The organism is Lysobacter antibioticus (assembly GCF_001442535.1).
Taxonomy (GTDB): domain Bacteria; phylum Pseudomonadota; class Gammaproteobacteria; order Xanthomonadales; family Xanthomonadaceae; genus Lysobacter; species Lysobacter antibioticus.
Map to the genome: position 1 here is coordinate 4,346,789 of NZ_CP013141.1, position 18,789 is coordinate 4,365,577.

Below are 18,789 nucleotides of genomic sequence, written 5' to 3' on the forward strand. Positions count from 1 at the left end.
AACCCGGCACTTGACCGGCCACGCCGCGAACTCAGCGCTTGAAGCGACGACACCGCCGATTCGACACGCAGCGGCCACGACCCGAACCGTCGCGGGCCGGCCGCGCATGGCATCCTAGACACCTTCTCCGTTAGACCACGACGAGCAACGCCGCCCCTTCGCGGGCGCCCTACGCATGGCCCGCATTCCCGACGGTTTCATCGACGACCTCCTGGCGCGCACCGACATCGTCGAGGTGATCGGTACGCGCGTGCCGTTGAAACGCCAGGGCAAGGAATACTCGGCGCGCTGTCCGTTCCACGACGAGCGCTCGCCCTCGTTCACGGTCTCGCCGACCAAGCAGTTCTATCACTGCTTCGGTTGCGGCGCGCACGGCACCGCGATCAGCTTCCTGATGAACTACGACCGCCTCGAATTCCTCGATGCGGTCGAGGACTTGGCCAAGCGGGTCGGCGTCGAAGTGCCGCGCGACACCCGCGCGCGCAACGAAGACTCCGACACCCAAGAGTTGTTCAGCACGGTCGAAGCGGCATCGCGCTTCTTCCAGAAACAATACGGCCACAGCGGCAAGGCCCAGGGTTATCTCGACAGCCGCGGCGTCAGCGCCGACATCCGCGAACGCTTCGGCATCGGCTATGCACCCGACGGTTTCAACGCCTTGCGCGACGCGCTCGGCACCGACGATCGGCGCATGAAACTGCTCGAACGCGCCGGCCTGTTCTCGAAGAACGACAGCGGCCGCGTCTACGACAAATTCCGCGACCGGGTGATGTTCCCGATCCACGACCGGCGCGGGCGCACCATCGCCTTCGGCGGCCGCGTGCTCGACAAGGAAGACGGCCCGAAGTACCTCAACTCGCCGGAGACGCCGCTGTTCCACAAGGGCCGCGAACTCTACGGCCTGTGGCAGGTGCGCCAGACCCATAACAAGATCCCGCGCCTGATCGTCGTCGAAGGCTATATGGACGTGATCGCGCTGTTCCAGCACGGCGTCGACACTGCCGTGGCGACCCTGGGCACGGCGACCACGCCCGATCACGCCGAGCTGTTGTTTCGCAACGCCGCCGACGTGTATTTCTGTTTCGACGGCGACCGCGCCGGACGCGGCGCGGCCTGGAAGGCGGTCGAGTCGGTGCTGCCGCGCATGAAGGACGGGCGCCAGGCCTTCTTCCTGTTCCTGCCCGACGGCGAAGACCCGGATTCGCTGGTGCGCCAGGAAGGCGCCGACGGTTTCGACCGCCGCCTGCGCGAGGCCACGCCGTTGTCGCAATTCCTGTTCGACTCGCTGGCCGCCGACGTCAACCTCAATACCCTCGAAGGCAAGGGCCGCCTGGCCGAGCGCGCCAAGCCGCTGCTCGCGCAGATTCCCGACGGCGCTTTCGGCGACCTGATGAAGCAGCGCCTGACCGAACTGACCGGCGTCGGCGCGCGCGCCTCGACACCGGACACCCACGTGCCGGCCCAGCGCGCCCATGGCGGCGGGCGCCACGCGCCGACGCCCAAGCGCAGCCTGGTGCGCAGCGCGATCTCGGTGTTGCTGCAGAAGCCGTCGCTGGCCGCCGCGCTAACCCCGCCCTACCGTTTCGCCGAACTGCGCCAGCCCGGCATCGACCTGCTCGTCGAGATCGTCGACCTGGTCCAGCAACGCCCGGAAATCAGCACCGGCGCCCTGCTCGAACAATTCGCCGGCCACGAACAGGCCGGCGCCCTGCAGAAGCTCGCCAGCCAGAGCTTCCCCGGCGACGACGACACCTTGCAGCGCGAGTTTCTCGATGCGGTCGCTCAACTCGACAAACAGACCATCGAACAGCGCCTGGCCGAGTTGCAGCACCAGCACCGCGAGGTCGGCCTGAGCACCGAGGAAAAACGCGAGCTGCTGTCGCTGCAGCAGGCGCGGTTGGCGAAAGCGCCGAATAGCTGAAGCCGCCGCTCTGCTCTCGGGTAGGAGCGACGCAAGTCGCGACCAACCGCAGAAGTGATCGAAAGCGCATCAACCGAAGCCCGGCCATTCGTCCTGCTTTGGCCGTAGCACGCTGTCTGCCCGGTATTCGGGCAGAACGCTGCCGCACACCTACGGATTGATCCCAACCTGTACCGGTTCGTTGCAGCCGACGGCTCGCAATCGCGGCTCGCGCCGCTCCTACCCTGTAGAGGCGACGCTTCTCATCCCCACACCTCACCCATCACCCGGGCGAAATTGCCGCCGAGGATCTTGCCGATGCGCGCATCGGAATGGCCGCGCGCCGACAGCAACACCGCCAGGGTCTGGAAACGGTCGACCGTGTTGAGATCGGGCACGAACAAATACACCTCTTCGCTTTCGCCGGCCGCCGAGATGCCGAGCCGGCGCCGTTCCCGGATCGCCTCGCGGTGCTGCTGCTTGTACTTCTCGCTCAGGCGCACCGGCGAGACGAGGTTGTCGGTGCCGATGCCGACATGGTCTTCGCCGCAGACCTTCAAGGCGTGTTCGAGGTGGCGGATGACGTCGGCCGCGGTGGTCTGGCCGCTTACGCGCAGGAACGGCATCAGATAGATACCGACCACGCCGCCGCCGTCGGCAACCGCGCGCAGTTCGGCATCGGTCTTGTTGCGCGGCCGCTCGACCAGCGACGCGCAACCGGTGTGGCTGATCAACACCGGCGCCTTCGACGCGGCGATCGCCTCGGCCGCGGTGCGGCGCCCGCTGTGGGCCAGGTCGACCAGGATGCGCCGCTCGTTGAGGCGTTCGACCAGACTGTGGCCGAAGCGACTGAGGCCGGCGTTGCCAGGCTCCAGGCAACCGTCGCCGACCAGGTTGCGCAGGTTGTAGGTCAGTTGCACGGTGCGCACGCCGAGCCGGTGGAAGTCGTCGACGCGCTCGAGCTTCTCGCCGATCGGCGCGCTGTCCTGGAATTGATAGACCACGCCGAGTTTCTTCTCGCGCCGCGCGGTGTCCAGGTCGGCGCGGTTGCGCACCGCCATGAACACCTCGGGATGGGCGAGGATTTCGTTCTCCCAGAAACCGATGCTGCGCACCGTTTCCTCGTAGGCGCCTTCGTACTGCGCGACCGGGCCGACCGTGATCTGGATCACGCGCAGGCCGCTGCGGCGCGCCTCGTCGACGAGTTGCGGCGACAGCGCCGCGCCCGGCGCCCCGTCTTCGCCGGCGATGAAGCCGCAGCCGTCGACCACCATCGCGTCCGCATACGGCGCCCAGCGCGGCGCCGCGGCCCAGGCGCGGCCGCCGGCCCACGCACTGGCGAGCGCGCCCGCGCCGCCGATCAGAAACGTCCTTCTGTCGATCATCGAATCCTCCCTGGATGAGCCCTCGCGCGCGGATGCGGCGATTCGTGCGCTTGGTCACGCGCTGTCGCGGCACTCTAAGGCAAACGCACCAGCGCTCCAGCCGTGACTTTCGGGACGGATCGCATCGCGGTGGGCGCGTTAAGCTCGGTATGCGTACGCCAGAATTCCGCTGCGGCAGCGCGCCGCATCCTTCCCGGGAGAACGCCGATGTCGCTGCGCCACGCCATGTCCGTCGCTGCGCTGGCCTTGGCCTGCGTCTCTCCCGCCCTTGCCACGCAGGTGGCAAAAGACAGCGTCGTGCGCGAGCACACCGGCAACCGCGTCAGCGAGAACGTGCCGGCGCTCGCCCCGGCCCTGCTCGAACGCCTCGAACGCTACCAGAACACCCGCGGCGCCAGCCTCGGCGGCTGGACCGGCGAGGGCTGCCTGTTGATCGCCACGCGCTTCGCCGAAACCCAACAGGCGCATCGCGTCTGCGAACCGCTGGGCATGCGCGAGCAATTGACCTTCCATCGCGAACCGCTCAACAGCCTGGACGCCGCGCCGAAGCCGCTCGATGGCTTCGTGTTCGGCAAGGACGTCGGCGGCAACGAGTTCTGGCAGTTGCACTGGTTCGACCTGGCCACGCGCGAGACCGCCCTGCTCACCGACGGCAAATCGCGCAACCAGGACGCGCGCTTCTCGCACGACGGCAAGCAGCTCGCCTACAGCAGCACCGCGCGCAACGGCCGCGACATCGACGTGTGGGTGATGGATCTCGCCACCCGCAAGACGCGCGCCATGGTCGCCGAGGGCGGCACCTGGAGCGCGTCGGACTTCTCGCCCGACGGCAAGCAGTTGCTGGTGATCAAGTACGTCTCGGCCAGCGAAACCTATCCGGGCCTGGTCGACCTGGAGACCGGCAAGCTGCAGTTGTTCCCGGTCGACGGCGGCAAGGCGGCGATCAGCGATTTCCGTTTCTCCAGGGACGGCCAGGCGGTCTATTACGTCTCCGACGAAATCCTCGACGGCAAGCCGCAGGAGTTCGCCAGCTTGCGCCGCCACGAACCGGCTAGCGGCAGGTTCGAGGTGCTCAGCGCCGGCATTCCCTGGGACGTCGGCAACCTCAGCCTGGCCGAGGACGGCCGCCACCTGCTGTTCGTCAGCAACGAAGACGGCATCGGCAAGCTGCACGTGTTGTCGCTGCCCGATCACCGAGAGCTAAAGCTGCCGGCGCTGCCCATCGGGGTGATCGGCGGCGCCGAGTTCTCGCCCGACGGCCGGCGCATCGCCGTGTCGATCAACACCGCGACCTCGCCGAGCGACATCTACGTGATCGAGCTGGCGACTCAGCGGCTGGTGCGCTGGACCCGCAGCGAGGTCGGCGGGCTCGATGCCGGCCGTTTCGTCACCCCGAGCTTGATCCGCTATCCGACCTTCGACCGCGTCGACGGCCGGCCTCGCACGATCCCGGCGTTCTACTACCGGCCGGCGCAGGTCCCGGCCGGCACGAAGCTGCCGGTGGTGATCCAGATCCACGGCGGCCCGGAAGCGCAATCGCAGCCGATCTTCAACGCCAATGCGCAGTTCCTCGCCAACGAACTCGGCGTGGCGATGCTGGTACCGAACGTGCGCGGTTCGGCCGGTTACGGCCGCACTTACCTGGGCCTGGACAATGCCGAGAAGCGCGAAGACTCGGTCAAGGACATCGGCGCGCTGCTCGACTGGATCGGCGCCCAGCCCGAACTCGATGCGCAACGCGTCGGCGTGTATGGCGGCAGCTATGGCGGCTACATGGTGCTGGCCTCGCTGATGCACTACAGCGACCGCATCCGCGCCGGCGTCGACGTGGTCGGCATCTCCGACTTCAGCACGTTCCTCAGCAACACCGAGTCGTATCGACGCGACCTTCGCCGCGCCGAGTACGGCGATGAGCGCGTGCCCGAGATGAAGGCGGTGTTCGATCGCATCTCGCCGCTCAGGAACGCCCGCAAGATCCGTGCGCCGCTGTTCGTCGCCCAGGGCCGCAACGACCCGCGCGTGCCCTATACCGAGGCCGAGCAGATCGTGAAGGCGGTGCGCGGCAACGGCGTGCCGGTGTGGTTTCTGATGTTCGACGACGAAGGCCACGGCTTCCACAAGAAGGCCAACACCGACTACTTCGGCGCGGCGATGATGACGTTCTGGCAGCAGCATCTGATCGGCGGGAAGTGACCGAGATACGCCCATCGCAAGCGCGAAGTCTTTGAACTGTCACGTTTTCCTGGGGTTTTCCCCAATGGGCGCAGCGCCGCTTTGTGGCTAGATTCGAGGCTGACGCGCGCAGTCCAGGCCCCGCCCGATGACCGACCCGATCAGCCCGAACCTCCACCTCAGCGGCTCGTCGCCGAGCATCGAACCGCCCACTGCATCCACCGCGCAAACCTTGAGCAGCGCCGATCCGGCGCAAGCACGCGCCGCGGTCGATGCGCTGAGCGCGCCGCAACTGAGCGGCCTGCGCAGCGAGGTCGAGGCAATGCCCGTGGCCGAGCGCGAAACCCTTGCCAACGAGCTCGCCGGCAAGCTCGACGCGCCGCAGTTGCGCAAGCTGGAGGCCGCGTTCGGTCGCGACGGCATCGCCGCAGCGGTCGAACGCCGCAGCGGCCCCGAGGTGCGCGCGGCCTATGCCGAGGGCGCGGACAACGGCCTCGCCGATACCGCCGAGGGTCTCATCGGCCGGCTTAAGGATTGGCTCGGCCTCGACGAGCGCGCACGCGGCGATACCGAGGAGATTTCGGCGACGGTCACCAACCCCGACACCGGCGAGGTCAACGACGCGCGCTGGACCGTCGACGACGAGGGCCGGCCGATCCATGCCGAAGGCACCCTGCGTACCGTGTTCAGCGGCATCGAGCGCAGCGACGAGGAGACCCAGGCGCAGCGCACCGCCGCCGACCGCGGCGTCGAAGGCGACCAGGGCGGGCATGTGTTCGGCCACCGCTTCGTCACCGACCAGGGCCTGAAGAACCTGTTCCCGCAGAACGGCAACTTCAACATGGGCGCCTACAAGACGCTCGAGAACGAGTGGGCGGCCTGGGTCGACAAGGGCATGGATGTGCGCATCAGCATCGACCTGACCCCGCAGGACGCCGACCGACCGGACCGTGTTCGCATTTCCTACGACGTGATCGATCCCGTCGACGGCGGCAGGGTTTACGATCAGCGTGTCACCTTCGAGAACCGCGCCGGCCAGAGCTACGACCGGGTCGACGCCGGGCAGATGGATGACCTGATCGCAGCCGCTTCCTAAATCGACACGCTCAAGGCAGGACATGAACAGAGACGAATTGCTCGGCGAGATCGCGCGCCTGATCGTGGTCGACCCCAAGGCCAGCGAACGGCCCTGGGACGGATACGCGCTGATCGCCTGGTACGGCGACGGCATCAGCCGCCTCAACGGCTTCCGCTACGACAAGGGCCAGCCGGGCGAACCGCTGACGCCGTCGGGCGTCGAGATCGAGAACCGCCTGGAACAACTGCGCAAGGTCACCCAGGTCGCCGGCAAGGCGCCGTGGCGGGTCTGCATCGTGCGCATCCACCGTGCCGACGCCGAAGTCGCGATCGACTTCGAATACGAAGACCCGGGCCGCTGGTACGTCACCCCCGACAGCGTCGCCGAGATCGCCGAGCGCGTACGTCCGTGCTGAGGCACTGAGCGAGCCCGCGCCGCTCCTGGGTAGGAGCGGCGCAAGCCGCGACAACCGGAGAGGTGTACGTCAGCGCCTCTTCCCGAGGCCCGGAAAACGACTCGAACAACCAAAGCCGGTGCAGCGGCCGGTCTTCGGCCGCTGCGCTATCGATCATCGCCGCGTTGGGTCGCGGCTCGCGCCGCTCCTACCCCTTGAAGCAGTGCCGGCCTGCGCCGTGGACCGCTCTGCGCCCTGCCGTCAGAATGCAGACGTCTGCCCGAGCGTCCCTTCGAGGCGAGCATCGGATGAGTTTTCTCCAGCGACTGCGCGTCGACAGCTTCACCCTGGCCCTGCTGGCGGCGGTCGCGCTGGCCTGGTGGTTTCCGCTCGGCGGCGCGCCGGCCACGGCGCTCGACGGCTTCACCAATATCGCCATCGCCGCGCTGTTCTTCCTGCACGGCGCGCGCCTGTCGCGCGAGGCGGTTCTCGCCGGTGCGCTGCATTGGCGCCTGCATCTGCTGATCTTCGCCAGCACCTTCGTGCTGTTTCCCTTGCTCGGCCTGGCGCTGAAGCCCTTGTCCGGGCGCCTGCTGACGCCGGAGTTGTATCTGGGGCTGCTGTTCCTGTGCACCCTGCCCTCGACCGTGCAGTCCTCGATCGCCTTCACCTCGATGGCCGGCGGCAACGTGCCCGCGGCGGTGTGCAGCGCCTCGGCCTCGAGCCTGCTCGGCGTGTTCCTGACGCCCTTGCTGATGACTGCGCTGGCCGGCGCGCAAGGCGCGATGGCGCATCCGGCCGAGGCCATCGCCAAGATCATGCTGCAGCTGTTGTTCCCGTTCGTCGCCGGGCATCTGCTGCGGCGCTGGATCGGCGGCTGGGTCGAACGCCGGCGCGCGCTGTTGCGCTACACCGACCAGGGCACGGTGCTGCTGGTGGTCTACACCGCGTTCGCGGCCTCGGTCGCTACCGGGCTGTGGCAGAGCACGCCGGTGCAGGCCTTGTACGTCGTGTTCGGCGTGTGTGCGCTGCTGCTCGCGGTGGTCATGCTCGCCACGACCTTCGCCGCGCGTCGCCTCGGCTTTTCGCGCGAGGACGAAATCGCGATCGTGTTCTGCGGTTCCAAGAAGAGCCTGGCCACCAGCGTGCCGATGGCCAAGATTCTGTTCGCGAGCAGCGCGCTCGGCGCGATCGTGCTGCCGGTGATGGTGTTCCATCAGATCCAGCTGATCGTCTGCGCGCATGTCGCGCGCCGTTATGCGCGCCAAGCGAAAACCGCGGTGTTGCCGGAACAGGTCGCCGACTGAATCCCGCCGCGCTCGGCCGAACCGCTCAGCGCGCGTCCTTGACCACCTCGCCGCCCTTGATCACCACCGGCACGGCTTCGAGCAAGGCGACGTTCCGGGTCGGGTCGCCGGCGACCGCGATGATGTCGCCCCAGCGGCCTTTCTCGATCACCCCGACGTCCTTGCTGCCCAGCGCTTCGGCCGCGTTCGCGGTCGCCGCCTGGATGGCCTGCGCCGCGCTCATGCCGTAGCGCTGCATCACCGCGAACTGGCGGCCGTTCTGGCCATGCGGATAGACCCCGGTGTCGGTGCCGTAGACCATCTTCACTCCGGCCTGATGGGCGCGACGGAAGTTCTCGCGCTGGATGTCGGCGACTTCGCGGTCCTTGCGCAGGTTGTCTTCGAGCACGCCGTTCTTCTTGCCCTCGACCTGGGTGTAGTCGGTGTTGTAGATGTCCATCGATAACCAGGTACCGTGCTGCCTGGCCAGGCGGATGCCTTCCTCGTCGATCAGGCTGGCGTGCTCGATGGTGTCGATGCCGGCGCGGATCGCGTCCTTGATACCGCTGGTGCCGTGCGCGTGCGCGGCGACCTTGAGACCCCAGCGATGCGCCTCGTCGGCGACCGCCTTCATTTCCTCCAGGCTCAGCTGCTGTTGGCCGGGTTCGGTGTTGCGCGAAAACACGCCGCCGGTGGCGCAGATCTTGATCACCTGCGCGCCGTACTTGCGCAGCTCGCGCACGCGCTGGCGCGCCTGCTCGGGCGAGTCGGCGTTGAAGGGGCTGCGCTGCTGCATCGACGGCGGGAAGAAGGTCGAGTCGCAATGGCCGCCGGTGGCGCCGAAGCCGTAGGCGGCCGAGACGATGCGCGGACCGCTGAGCTTGCCCTCGTCGATGGCCTGGCGCAGGCCGACGTCGTTCCAGGCGTCGGCGCCGAGATTGCGCACCGTGGTGAAGCCGGCGGCCAGCGTGTCCTGGGCGTGCTTGACCGCGAGCACCGACCAGAAGCGGTCGTTGAACTGCAGGCTGGTATAGCCGCCGTAGGTCGGGTCGGCATCGAGATGGGTGTGCATGTCGATCAGGCCCGGCAGCAGGGTCATGCCGGCCAGGTCGAGGCGCTTGGCACCGGCCGGCGCGGCATCGCCGGCACGGCCGACCTCGACGATGCGGCCGTCGCGGATCAACACCTGCGGGTTGTCGAGCAGGCGTCCGCTGCGCGAATCGAACAGCTTGGCCGCGGTGACCACCAGTTCGCGCGGCGGCGGCGCGGCGTCCTGCGCCTGCGCGGCATTGGCCGCCGACAGCGGCAACAGCGCCATGATCGAGCACGCGATCCGGTTTCTCATCGGCGACCTTCCTCTAGCGATTGGGCGCCGGTGCGGCGCGCGCGATTGGGCGCCTGCGCGGCGCGGACGATCAACGCATCCGCTGCAGCTCGAACAAGGGCGCCGACTGCATCGACGACGGCAGCCAGTGATCGATCAGCAAGAATGCGAACAACACCATCAAGTAGACGATCGAGTAGTTGAAAACCCGCATCGCGTACAGCTCGTCGGGCGGGTTCATCAGCTTCCAGGCGTGGTAGAGGAACACCGCGTCCAGCACCAACACCCCGAACAGATAGAAATAGCCGCTCATGCCGAACACGCACGGCAGCACCGAGACCACCGTCAGCAGGATCGTATAGAACAGGATCTGCCAGCGGGTGTATTCGACGCCGTGGGTGACCGGCAGCATCGGCACCATCGCCCGCGCATAGTCGGCGCGGCGGAAGATCGCCAGGGCCCAGAAATGCGGCGGCGTCCACACGAAGATGATCAGCACCAGCAACAGCGCATGGGCCCAGTCCCACTCGCCCTGCATGCCGGTGACCGCGGCCCAGCCGAGCAGCGGCGGCGCCGCGCCGGCGATGCCGCCGATGACGATGTTCTGCGGCGTGGCCCGCTTCAGGAACACGGTGTAGACCACCGCGTAGCCGATCAGCGAGGCGAAGGTCAGCCACGCGGTCAGCGCGTTGACCCAGACCACCAGGATGGTCATCGACAGGGCCGCCAGGATCAGCGCGAACACCAGTGCCTGGGTCGGCGAAACCTGTCCGGCGACGATCGGCCGCCACGAGGTGCGCGCCATCTTGGCGTCGATGCGCGAGTCCAGCAGTTGGTTGATGGTCGCCGCCGAAGCGGCGGCCAGCCAGATGCCGAAGAAGCCGAGCACCGACTCACGCAGCGGCGGCCAGCCCGGCACGGCCAGGAACATGCCGACGAAGGCGGTGAAGACGATCAGCGCGACGACGCGCGGCTTGGTCAGGTCCCAGTACTGCTTGGCGGTCGGGCGCTTGGCGGTATTCATCAGGGCTCCGGCGTGCGCAGGCGTGCGAGCAAAGAGACGAGCGCGAACAGCAGCAGCGCGGCGCCGGCGTTGTGCGCCACCGCGACCGCGAGCGGCAGGCCGAGCTTGACGTTGGCGATGCCCAGGCCGACCTGGGCCAGGGTCAGCGCGCCGAGCAGGCTCGCCCAGCCGCGCATGCCGGGCGTGCGCAACAGCTTCACCGTCAGGCCCAGCAGATACACGAACACCACCCCGGCCATGATGCGGTGGGCGAGCTGGATGGCGATGCGGGCCTCGCCGTCGAGGATGCCGCCTTCGTAGTCCACGCCGATGCCGCGCCACAGCACGAAGGCTTCGCCGAAGTCGTGGCGCGGCCACCACTGGCCGACGCAGGTCGGGAAATCGTTGCCGCAGGCCAGCGCAGCGTAGTTGGCGCTGGTCCAGCCGCCGAGCGCGATCTGCACGCCGAGCACGGCGATGCCGAGCATGATCAAGCGGCGTACGTTCGCCGCATCGGCCAGGCGGATCGGGTGGCCGATCGCGCGCCACGCGGTCCACACCAGCAACGAGAAGGTCAGCAGGCCGCCGAGCAGATGGCCCATGACCACGACCGGCTTGAGCAGCCAGGTCACCGTCCACATGCCGAGCAGGGCCTGGAAGATGATCACCGCCAGGGTCAGCGCCGACACCCGCGACAGATCGGTATTGCTCCAGCGCAGCGCCGCGGCGAGCAGGATGGCTTCGCCGACGATCGCCAGCGCCGAGGCGGCGACATGCTGGCCCTTCATGTACAGCGGTATCGCGACGGCCACGACCGCGGCCGCGGCGATCACCTGCGGCACCCCGTAGGCACGCTTGCGCGCCGACACCAACGCCAGGATCAACACCAGCACGCCGAGCAGGCCGGCGATCATGCGATGGAACTGCTCGCGCCAGGCCTTGTGCACTTCGACCGGACGGATCGCGGTGGCGACGTGGTCGGTGATCTCGTGGGCGCTGGTCGGCCAGGCCGCACGGCCGTAGCAGGTCGGCCAGTCCGGGCAGCTCAGGCCGGCGTTGGACAGGCGCACGAAGGCGCCGAACACGATCACGCACAGCGCCAGCGCGACCGCCAGCCAGGCGATGCGATGGAAATTCTTCGACAGGCCGGTCTTGCTCAGGCCGTTCGTAAACGGATCGGAGGATCCGGGCTTGTTGGTTACGCTCATTCGAAACTCGTTCCTACCCAACTCTGCTGCAACACTCGTGCGGCCGGTCGAGTCCCGGCGACTTGGTTTGTTTCATGCCGTTCCCGACCTCCCGCTCCGGCGCGCTCATTCTTGCCGTGGCTCGCGGCGCGACCGATCGGCGCCGCCGCTCACATCAGTTTCAGCAGCTTGGCCAGGTCGGCGCGCAGCCCGCCGGGATCGGTGCCGGGAGCGTAACGCAGAATCACGAAGCCGTTCGGGTCGACCACGTACAGCGGCACGCCGGCCGGGTCGTTCAGCCGCGGCAGGTGCGCGCGCAGCTCCGGCGAGGGGCCGAGCACGCGCAGGCTGGCCGGGCGCTTGGCGCCGGCCGGCGGTTCGCCGAGCCAGAGCACCTCGACATGGTCGGCGTCCTTGCCGAACAGCTGCCAGACCGTGTCGAGCTGCTGCGACAACTCGACGCAGGCCTCGGCGCAATCCGGCGCCGGCGCGACCACGATGCGCCAGATCCGCGCCGGCGGGTTCCAGGCATAGACGCTGCCGTCGGCCAAGCGCGGCTGCAGCGCGCGCAAGTCGGGCTTGGGCTCGAGCAGTTCGCCGTGCTGGCGGCTCACCGCCGGGTGGTGGTTGGTGAAACGCATGACCCCGGCGATCAGCATCGGCACGAAGAAGAACGCGGCGATCAGCACCAATACCCAACGGTTACGGTTGCGCTGCCGATGAAACACGGGGTCGTCGGAAGCGGAATCGGTGGAAGCGGAGCCGGCGGAATCGGTCATGAGGGGTCATCGTCGGAAAGGAGGCGCTTGGAACGGAACGTGAGGATCAGAGCGGTGACCAGCACCGCCACGGCGAGCGCGAACCACTGCAGCGAATAGCCGCGGTGCTTGTCCGGCGGCAAGGTGTTGGCGAGCAGTTCCAGGTCGCGCTCGTAACCGAGCTTGAGCGCGGGGTCCAGGCGCAACACGCGCGGCGCGAGCGGCGCCGACAGGCCAGTGGCCTCGGCGATCGCCTTCGGGTCGACCCGGGTCAGCAGCCAGCCCTCGCCTTCGCGGCCGATGCCCGGGCCCAGTGCGAGACCGGTCGACGGCGGCGGCGCCAGCAGCCCGCGCACGGCCAACTCGCCCTCGGGCTGGGGGATGGCCGGCAGCTTGCGATCGCCGCCGAGCGGCAACCAGCCCAGGTCGACCAGCAACGGCCCGCCCCGCACCGGCACGAAAATACGATAGACGCGCACCCCGGCGCGGCCGTTGCGCTGCTGGTTGTCGAGCAGCAGGGCGCCGCGCTGGTCGAACCGGCCCAGGCCCATCGCCCAGTCGTAGTCGCGGGCGCGGACCGGGTCGTCGGCAGCGGCCAACGGCCGCGGAGTGCGCTCGCTCAGGACCGCTGCGGCAGCATCGAGCATGGCCTGCTTCTCGACCGCACGCCGGCCCTGCCACAGCCCCAGGTTGGCGAACAGTGCGATCGCGGCGAGCGCGAGCGTCCAGCCGAACAGCCAGGTGCCGCGACGGCTCACCACATCCTCCCGGCAGGCTGCGATAATCCACGCAGCGCATCTGCGCGCGCTTTGCGCGCAGCAAATGCAACCGCGCGCGCGTTGCGCGCACTTAAGGAGCCCGCGATGAACGAGTCGCTGAAGATCCTGCTGGTGGTCGGCTTCCTGATCGTCATCCTCTGGAACCTGGGTGCAGGCCTGTATTACATGCTGGTGGACAAGGGCCAGAGCAAACGCACGGTCAATGCGCTGACCCGTCGCATCGCGCTGTCCATCGCGCTGATCGCCATCATCCTGTTCGCGATGTGGATGGGCTGGATCGAACCGCACGGGATCGGCTCCAACCCGCGCTGATCCCGGCTGGCCGGGCTTGGCCGGCGGATCGCAACGCAGCGGCAACCGCGCCCGCGGCGCATCTTTCGCAACGTCATTCCCGCGAAGGCGGGCTCCGCCTTACTTCGACGCAGCCGAACATCCAGAGTCTTTCGTACGAGAACGTTCGAAGTCACTGGGTTCCCGCCTCCGCGGGAATGACGTCCTTGTAAGTTACACGTAAGCCAACTGCCGGCGCCGGCTTCGCACCGCGGCCGCTGCGCCGCGAACCACTCACCGTCCGCTCAAAAAACGAAGGGCCGGCAGCGCCGGCCCTCGTCGTGATTTTGCCGATTCCGCCGCGTCGCGCTTACAGCACGTAGACGAACAGGAACAGGCCCAGCCAGACCACGTCGACGAAGTGCCAGTACCAGGCCACCGCCTCGAACGCGAAGTGGTTGTCCTTGTCGAAATGGCCCTTGAGGCAACGGAACCAGATGATCGCCAGCATGATCGTGCCCAGGGTCACGTGCAGGCCGTGGAAACCGGTGAGCATGAAGAAGGTCGAACCGTAGATGCCCGAACCCAGGGTCAGGTTGAGCTCGGTGTAGGCGTGGATGTATTCCTCGGCCTGGAAGAACAGGAACAGGCAGCCCAGCAGCACGGTCAGGCCCAGCCAGAACAACAGCGCCTTGCGGTGGCCGCCCTTGAGCGCGTGGTGCGCGGCGGTGACCGTGGAGCCCGAGGTCAGCAGGATCAGGGTGTTGAGCAGCGGCAGGCCCCAGGCCGGAATGGTCTCGAACACGCCACCGACCGCGGCCGGACCGCTGCTCGGCCAGGCGGCGCTGAACTGCGGCCACAGCAGGCTGTTGGTCATCACGCCGTCGCCTTCGCCGCCGAGCCACGGCAGGGCCAGGCTGCGGGCGTAGAACAGCGCGCCGAAGAAAGCGGCGAAGAACATCACCTCGGAGAAGATGAACCAGATCATCCCCATCCGGAACGAGACGTCGACCTGCTTGTTGTAGTTGCCGCGCACCGATTCGCGGATGACGTCGCCGAACCAGCCGAACAGCACGCCGACCATCATCGCCAGGCCGACGAAGAACACCGGCTTGCCCCAGCTGACTTCATTGAGCCAGCTGGCGACGCCGATCATGGTCGTGAACAGACCGATCGAACCGAGGAACGGCCAGCGGCTGCTGTGCGGCACGTAGTAGATATTGGCGTCTGGCGTGTGAGCGTGGGCCATGGCGGCGTTCCAGTGATAAGTGGTGCTGGTTTGAATGGTGCTGAGCCGCTTACGGCGCCGACAGCGGCGAGGACGCGGTCTTGGACACCGATCCTTGCTGCAGGCGCGCCGTGAGCACGTCGTTCTTGGAGAAAGTGTAGGACAGCGTGATCGTCTTGATCTCGGCCGGCAGGTTCGGATCGACGATGAAACGCACCGGCATGTCGCGCGATTCGCCCGCCTGCAGGGTCTGGGCGGTGAAGCAGAAACACTCGGTCTTGTTGAAATAGCCCGAGGCCCGCGCCGGCGCGACCGACGGCGAGGCGCTGCCGACGATGGCGCGGTCGGTGGTGTTGCGGGCGTAGTAGGTGGTCTCGTACTGCTCGCCCGGACGCACCTGCATGCTGAACTGGTGCGGCTTGAAGTCCCAAGGCAGCTTGGAATTGACGCTGCCGTCGAACTGCACTGTGACGATGCGGTCGGCGACGGGCGCGGCCGCCGCCTGGGCCTCGACCACGCCGCGTTCCAGGCGAATGCCGAACACCTTTTCGCAGGCGATGCGGTACATCGGCACCAGGGCGAAGGTGAAGCCGAACGCGCCCAGTGCGACCAGCACCATCAGCCGGGTCATCTTCGGGCTCGCCTGGCGGCGGACCTCGGCGTTGGCCTTGGCGTCTTCGGCGCTCATTGCGACAGCACCCCGGTAAGGATGAAGGCGACGTAGACCGCCACCGCGGCCAGCCCGAACCACAGCGCCGTGCGGCGCGCGGCCGAACGGCGATGGGCGAGGTCGTGCTGGTCGTGGGACTGGGTCATCGTGGTTCGCCTGGACCGCGCAAGCGCGCTATCGAATCGAAGCGCTGAATACGCGGCCGGTCGCGGGTCCTGTGTCCTGATCGCTTAGTGGGTGATGTCGCCGTGGGCCAGATCGCCGTCGCGGATCACCGGCGGCGTACCGAAGGTGTGGTGCGGCGCCGGGCTCGGCACGGTCCATTCCAGGCCGCGCGCGCCTTCCCAGGCTCGCGCTTCGGCCTTCGCGCCGACGCTCTTCGAGCGCAGCAGGATGAAGGCCATCATGAACGGCGTGACGAACATGCCGAACGCGCCGATCGAGCTGATCAGGTTCCAGTCCGCGAACACCACGTTGTAGTCCGGGATGCGGCGCGGCATGCCGGCCAGGCCCAGGAAGTGCTGCGGGAAGAACAGCAGGTTGACGAAGATCATCGTCCACCAGAAGTGGAACTTGGCCATCGGCTCGCTGTACATGCGGCCGGTCCACTTGGGCCACCAGAAGTACACCGCGGCGATGATCGAGAACAGCGCGCCGGTCACCAGCACGTAGTGGAAGTGCGCGACCACGAAGTAGGTGTCGTGGTACTGGAAGTCGGCCGGCACGATCGCGAGCATCAGGCCCGAGAAACCGCCGATGGTGAACAGGATCACGAACGAGATCGCCCACAGCATCGGCGCCTCGAACGACATCGAGCCGCGCCACATGGTGGTGACCCAGTTGAACACCTTCACGCCGGTCGGCACCGCGATCAGCATGGTCGCGAACATGAAGTAGATCTCGCCACCGAGCGGCATGCCGACGGTGAACATGTGGTGGGCCCACACGATGAACGAGAGGAAGGCGATCGAAGCGGTCGCGTACACCATGGCCTGGTAGCCGAACAGCGGCTTGCGGGCGAAGGTCGGGATGATCTCCGAGACCACGCCGAACGCCGGCAGGATCATGATGTAGACCTCGGGGTGACCGAAGAACCAGAAGATGTGCTGGAACATCACCGGGTCGCCGCCGCCGGCCGCGTTGAAGAACGAGGTGGCGAAGAACTTGTCGGTCAGCAGCATGGTCACCGCGCCGGCCAGGACCGGCATCACCGCGATCAGCAGGAAGGCGGTGATCAGCCAGGTCCAGCAGAAGATCGGCATCTTCAACAGGTCCACGCCCGGGGCGCGCATGTTGAGGATGGTGGCGATGACGTTGATCGCGCCCATGATCGAGCTGATGCCCATCATGTGGATGGCGAAGATCGCGAAAGCGACGTTGTTGCCGCCTTGCAGCGACAGCGGCGGGTACAGGGTCCAGCCGCCGGCCGGAGCGCCGCCGTCCAGGAACAGGGTCATCAGCAGCAGGGTGAAGGCGAACGGCAGGATCCAGAACGACCAGTTGTTCATGCGCGGCAGCGCCATGTCCGGCGCGCCGATCTGCAGCGGGATCATCCAGTTGGCCAGGCCGACGAAGGCCGGCATCACGCCGCCGAAGATCATCACCAGCGCATGCATGGTGGTCATCTGGTTGAAGACTTCCGGCTTCAGATGCTGCAGGCCCGGCTCCATCAGCTCCCAGCGGATCATCACCGACATGAAGGCGCCGATGATGAACATGACGAAGCTGAAGATCAGGTACAGCGTGCCGATGTCTTTGTGGTTGGTCGAGAAGAACCAACGCTCGATGAAGCCCTGTTTGTGGGCGTGATCATCGTGGTGATCGTGATGATCGGCGACGGGGTGCGTGGCTGCCATGGCCTACCTCTGAAGAGTGCTGACGATCAACCGACGACCGCTGCGTGCGGAGCCGCGGCGGTCGTGGTGTCGGTGTTCGGGGCTGCGGCGGAAGCCGGAGCGGCATCGGCCGGAGCGGCCGCGGGTGCAGCAGCCGGGGCCGCCGGCGCGTTCTTGGCCTTCTGCTCGGCCAGCCACTGCTGGTATTCGGCCTTGGGCAGGGCGCGCACGACGATCGGCATGAAGCCGTGGTCCTTGCCGCACAGCTCGGCGCACTGGCCGCGGTAGACGCCAGGCTCCTTAATTTCGGTCCAGGCCTCGTTGACGATGCCCGGGATCGCGTCCTGCTTCCAGCCCAGCGCCGGCACCCACCATGCGTGGATGACGTCGTCGGCGGTGATCACGAAACGGATCTTGGTGTCGGTCGGCAGCACCAGGACGTTGTCGACGTCGAGCAGGTAATGCTCGTGGTCGGCCTTGGTGACGAGCTTGCCGGCCTGGCGCAGCTGGTCGCTCTTGCGGTCCAGGCGGCTGGTGAAGGAGACGTTCTCGCCGAGGTAGTCGTACTTCCACATCCACTGGAAGCCGGTGACCTTGACCGTCATCGCCGCGTTGCGGGTGTCGTACATCGCGATCAGCTTGCTGGTGGCCGGGAAGGCCATCAACACCAGCAGCGCCACCGGCACCACGGTCCAGATGATCTCGAGCTTGGTGCTGTGGGTGAAGTCCTTGTCGGCGACGGCGCCCTTGGACTTGCGGAACCTGAACATGGCCACGGCCATAGCGCCGAAGACCAGGATGCCGATCACCACGCAGACCCACAGCGCGAACATGTGCGCCGAGTAGGCGTTCATCGACTGGGCGGTCACGCCCTTGCCCATATTCAGCTGCCACGGCTTGGGATCGGCCGCCTGAGCAAACGCAAGGACAGGCAACGCCGATGCGGCGACGCCCGCTGCCCACTGCTTGAAACGACCGGCTTTCATCAGTTCGAGCCCCGAAAAATCAGTGTGGTTTTCGTTTTCGTGCTCCGCGGGCTGCCCCTCCCGCCCCGTCCGCGCCGATGTCCTGGGCGTGAGGCTGTGCGGAAGTGGTGGCTGGCGAGCCCTGTCGAGGGCCCATCACGCCGGGATCGGCGCTACGGATAACCGAGAAATGGTAGCGGCCGCCCCGTCTTGCGGCAACCCGGAGGTGCTAGCCCCAACCGGTCCGGAAACCGCCCGCGCCCCGCAGCGACAAGCTTTGCGCGCCAGTTCGGCGCCTCATATGAGTGTCGGCGACGGCCGATCGCAGGCGTGACGGATGCAAGTTGCGGTGGTCCAGTGCGCGCAACGCGCGGATCGGGCCGGTCGCCGCAGCCGCGGCGGCCCGCTCCGGCGCCCATCCGACGACACTCATCCGATGGCGGCGGCCGACCGGTTGGCCGGCCTTGCGACGGCGCTCTCGCACCGGGCCCGCCCCGAACCGATCCGGTACAGGCCGCGACCGATAGAAAGCTCTAAAATGCCGGACTCCCACCC

Annotated in this window: 17 protein-coding genes; 6 read left to right on the forward strand and 11 right to left on the reverse strand. The window is 67.4% G+C overall.

Translation table 11 applies throughout. The annotated features are described in order from the left end of the window. The first annotated feature begins 175 nt into the window (after window positions 1–175). Window positions 176–1,921 carry a DNA primase gene (gene dnaG, locus GLA29479_RS17670; RefSeq protein WP_057972375.1) on the forward strand — a complete coding sequence of 582 codons (1,746 nt, stop codon included), beginning with the start codon at window positions 176–178 and terminating at the stop codon, window positions 1,919–1,921. Window positions 1,922–2,163: 242 nt separating this feature from the next. On the opposite strand, the gene GLA29479_RS17675 is transcribed toward dnaG, so the two are convergent. Beyond that, a complete protein-coding gene (locus GLA29479_RS17675) occupies window positions 2,164–3,285 on the reverse strand; it encodes a dipeptidase (RefSeq protein WP_057972376.1) in 1,122 nt (373 codons plus the stop codon). Window positions 3,286–3,492: 207 nt separating this feature from the next. Here GLA29479_RS17675 and GLA29479_RS17680 point away from each other — a divergent pair, with 207 nt between their 5' ends. From GLA29479_RS17680 to GLA29479_RS17695, 4 genes are all read left to right on the forward strand, one after another. Further along, entirely contained in the window at window positions 3,493–5,478 is a 1,986-nt protein-coding gene (locus GLA29479_RS17680) for a S9 family peptidase (protein ID WP_211265000.1), read from the forward strand. 127 nt (window positions 5,479–5,605) lie between these two features. Next, the gene (locus GLA29479_RS17685; RefSeq protein ID WP_057972377.1) at window positions 5,606–6,553 is read left to right on the forward strand and encodes a DNA/RNA non-specific endonuclease; all 948 of its coding nucleotides are present in this window, start codon (window positions 5,606–5,608) and stop codon (window positions 6,551–6,553) included. Window positions 6,554–6,575: 22 nt separating this feature from the next. After that, window positions 6,576–6,950 carry a hypothetical protein gene (locus GLA29479_RS17690; protein WP_031371293.1) on the forward strand — a complete coding sequence of 125 codons (375 nt, stop codon included), beginning with the start codon at window positions 6,576–6,578 and terminating at the stop codon, window positions 6,948–6,950. Between the two features lie 287 nt (window positions 6,951–7,237). Beyond that, on the forward strand, window positions 7,238–8,236 hold the full coding sequence (locus tag GLA29479_RS17695) for a bile acid:sodium symporter family protein (RefSeq protein WP_057972378.1): 999 nt from the start codon (window positions 7,238–7,240) through the stop codon (window positions 8,234–8,236). Window positions 8,237–8,261: 25 nt separating this feature from the next. Here GLA29479_RS17695 and GLA29479_RS17700 read toward each other — a convergent pair whose 3' ends face one another. The 5 genes from GLA29479_RS17700 to GLA29479_RS17720 all read right to left on the reverse strand — a co-directional run bounded on the left by GLA29479_RS17700 (window position 8,262) and on the right by GLA29479_RS17720 (window position 13,245). Continuing rightward, window positions 8,262–9,560, reverse strand: coding sequence for a Xaa-Pro dipeptidase (locus GLA29479_RS17700; protein ID WP_057972379.1), 1,299 nt, complete (start codon window positions 9,558–9,560; stop codon window positions 8,262–8,264). A 70-nt stretch (window positions 9,561–9,630) separates the two neighbouring features. Beyond that, on the reverse strand, window positions 9,631–10,563 hold the full coding sequence (cyoE, locus tag GLA29479_RS17705) for a heme o synthase (RefSeq protein ID WP_057919353.1): 933 nt from the start codon (window positions 10,561–10,563) through the stop codon (window positions 9,631–9,633). After that, the gene (locus GLA29479_RS17710; RefSeq protein ID WP_057972380.1) at window positions 10,563–11,750 is read right to left on the reverse strand and encodes a COX15/CtaA family protein; all 1,188 of its coding nucleotides are present in this window, start codon (window positions 11,748–11,750) and stop codon (window positions 10,563–10,565) included. Before GLA29479_RS17710 ends, cyoE begins: the two co-directional genes overlap by 1 nt. A gap of 149 nt (window positions 11,751–11,899) precedes the next feature. Next, window positions 11,900–12,508: a hypothetical protein gene (locus GLA29479_RS17715; RefSeq protein ID WP_425599950.1), complete on the reverse strand. Its 609-nt coding sequence runs from the start codon at window positions 12,506–12,508 to the stop codon at window positions 11,900–11,902. After that, window positions 12,505–13,245 carry an SURF1 family protein gene (locus GLA29479_RS17720; protein WP_057973255.1) on the reverse strand — a complete coding sequence of 247 codons (741 nt, stop codon included), beginning with the start codon at window positions 13,243–13,245 and terminating at the stop codon, window positions 12,505–12,507. The genes GLA29479_RS17715 and GLA29479_RS17720 overlap by 4 nt, the downstream gene beginning before the upstream one ends. A 105-nt stretch (window positions 13,246–13,350) precedes the next feature. On the opposite strand from GLA29479_RS17720, the gene GLA29479_RS17725 reads away from it, so the two are divergent. Further along, complete coding sequence (locus GLA29479_RS17725) at window positions 13,351–13,578, forward strand: twin transmembrane helix small protein (RefSeq protein ID WP_057919356.1); 228 nt, start codon at window positions 13,351–13,353, stop codon at window positions 13,576–13,578. Between the two features lie 328 nt (window positions 13,579–13,906). Here GLA29479_RS17725 and GLA29479_RS17730 read toward each other — a convergent pair whose 3' ends face one another. The 5 genes from GLA29479_RS17730 to coxB all read right to left on the reverse strand — a co-directional run bounded on the left by GLA29479_RS17730 (window position 13,907) and on the right by coxB (window position 18,255). After that, window positions 13,907–14,785: a cytochrome c oxidase subunit 3 gene (locus GLA29479_RS17730; RefSeq protein WP_057919357.1), complete on the reverse strand. Its 879-nt coding sequence runs from the start codon at window positions 14,783–14,785 to the stop codon at window positions 13,907–13,909. A 49-nt stretch (window positions 14,786–14,834) separates the two neighbouring features. After that, entirely contained in the window at window positions 14,835–15,452 is a 618-nt protein-coding gene (locus GLA29479_RS17735; RefSeq protein ID WP_082638784.1) for a cytochrome c oxidase assembly protein, read from the reverse strand. Then, window positions 15,449–15,580 carry a hypothetical protein gene (locus GLA29479_RS25995; RefSeq protein WP_257720580.1) on the reverse strand — a complete coding sequence of 44 codons (132 nt, stop codon included), beginning with the start codon at window positions 15,578–15,580 and terminating at the stop codon, window positions 15,449–15,451. Before GLA29479_RS25995 ends, GLA29479_RS17735 begins: the two co-directional genes overlap by 4 nt. A gap of 84 nt (window positions 15,581–15,664) precedes the next feature. Further along, on the reverse strand, window positions 15,665–17,290 hold the full coding sequence (gene ctaD, locus GLA29479_RS17740) for a cytochrome c oxidase subunit I (protein ID WP_057919358.1): 1,626 nt from the start codon (window positions 17,288–17,290) through the stop codon (window positions 15,665–15,667). Window positions 17,291–17,316: 26 nt separating this feature from the next. After that, a complete protein-coding gene (gene coxB, locus GLA29479_RS17745) occupies window positions 17,317–18,255 on the reverse strand; it encodes a cytochrome c oxidase subunit II (protein ID WP_057972381.1) in 939 nt (312 codons plus the stop codon). Window positions 18,256–18,789: the final 534 nt, after the last annotated feature.

What these genes read in the sequence shown, in the direction of transcription:
- dnaG (WP_057972375.1), top strand. Translation starts at nt 176, where the DNA reads ATGGCCCGCATTCCCGACGGTTTCATCGACGACCTCCTGGCGCGCACC.
- GLA29479_RS17725 (WP_057919356.1), top strand. Translation starts at nt 13,351, where the DNA reads ATGAACGAGTCGCTGAAGATCCTGCTGGTGGTCGGCTTCCTGATCGTC.
- GLA29479_RS17735 (WP_082638784.1), bottom strand. Translation starts at nt 15,452, where the DNA reads ATGAGCGCCGAAGACGCCAAGGCCAACGCCGAGGTCCGCCGCCAGGCG.
- ctaD (WP_057919358.1), bottom strand. Translation starts at nt 17,290, where the DNA reads ATGGCAGCCACGCACCCCGTCGCCGATCATCACGATCACCACGATGAT.
- GLA29479_RS17695 (WP_057972378.1), top strand. Translation starts at nt 7,238, where the DNA reads ATGAGTTTTCTCCAGCGACTGCGCGTCGACAGCTTCACCCTGGCCCTG.
- coxB (WP_057972381.1), bottom strand. Translation starts at nt 18,255, where the DNA reads ATGAAAGCCGGTCGTTTCAAGCAGTGGGCAGCGGGCGTCGCCGCATCG.
- GLA29479_RS17700 (WP_057972379.1), bottom strand. Translation starts at nt 9,560, where the DNA reads ATGAGAAACCGGATCGCGTGCTCGATCATGGCGCTGTTGCCGCTGTCG.
- cyoE (WP_057919353.1), bottom strand. Translation starts at nt 10,563, where the DNA reads ATGAATACCGCCAAGCGCCCGACCGCCAAGCAGTACTGGGACCTGACC.
- GLA29479_RS17730 (WP_057919357.1), bottom strand. Translation starts at nt 14,785, where the DNA reads ATGGCCCACGCTCACACGCCAGACGCCAATATCTACTACGTGCCGCAC.
- GLA29479_RS17715 (WP_425599950.1), bottom strand. Translation starts at nt 12,508, where the DNA reads ATGACCGATTCCGCCGGCTCCGCTTCCACCGATTCCGCTTCCGACGAC.
- GLA29479_RS17685 (WP_057972377.1), top strand. Translation starts at nt 5,606, where the DNA reads ATGACCGACCCGATCAGCCCGAACCTCCACCTCAGCGGCTCGTCGCCG.
- GLA29479_RS17675 (WP_057972376.1), bottom strand. Translation starts at nt 3,285, where the DNA reads ATGATCGACAGAAGGACGTTTCTGATCGGCGGCGCGGGCGCGCTCGCC.
- GLA29479_RS17680 (WP_211265000.1), top strand. Translation starts at nt 3,493, where the DNA reads ATGTCGCTGCGCCACGCCATGTCCGTCGCTGCGCTGGCCTTGGCCTGC.
- GLA29479_RS25995 (WP_257720580.1), bottom strand. Translation starts at nt 15,580, where the DNA reads ATGACCCAGTCCCACGACCAGCACGACCTCGCCCATCGCCGTTCGGCC.
- GLA29479_RS17690 (WP_031371293.1), top strand. Translation starts at nt 6,576, where the DNA reads ATGAACAGAGACGAATTGCTCGGCGAGATCGCGCGCCTGATCGTGGTC.
- GLA29479_RS17710 (WP_057972380.1), bottom strand. Translation starts at nt 11,750, where the DNA reads ATGAGCGTAACCAACAAGCCCGGATCCTCCGATCCGTTTACGAACGGC.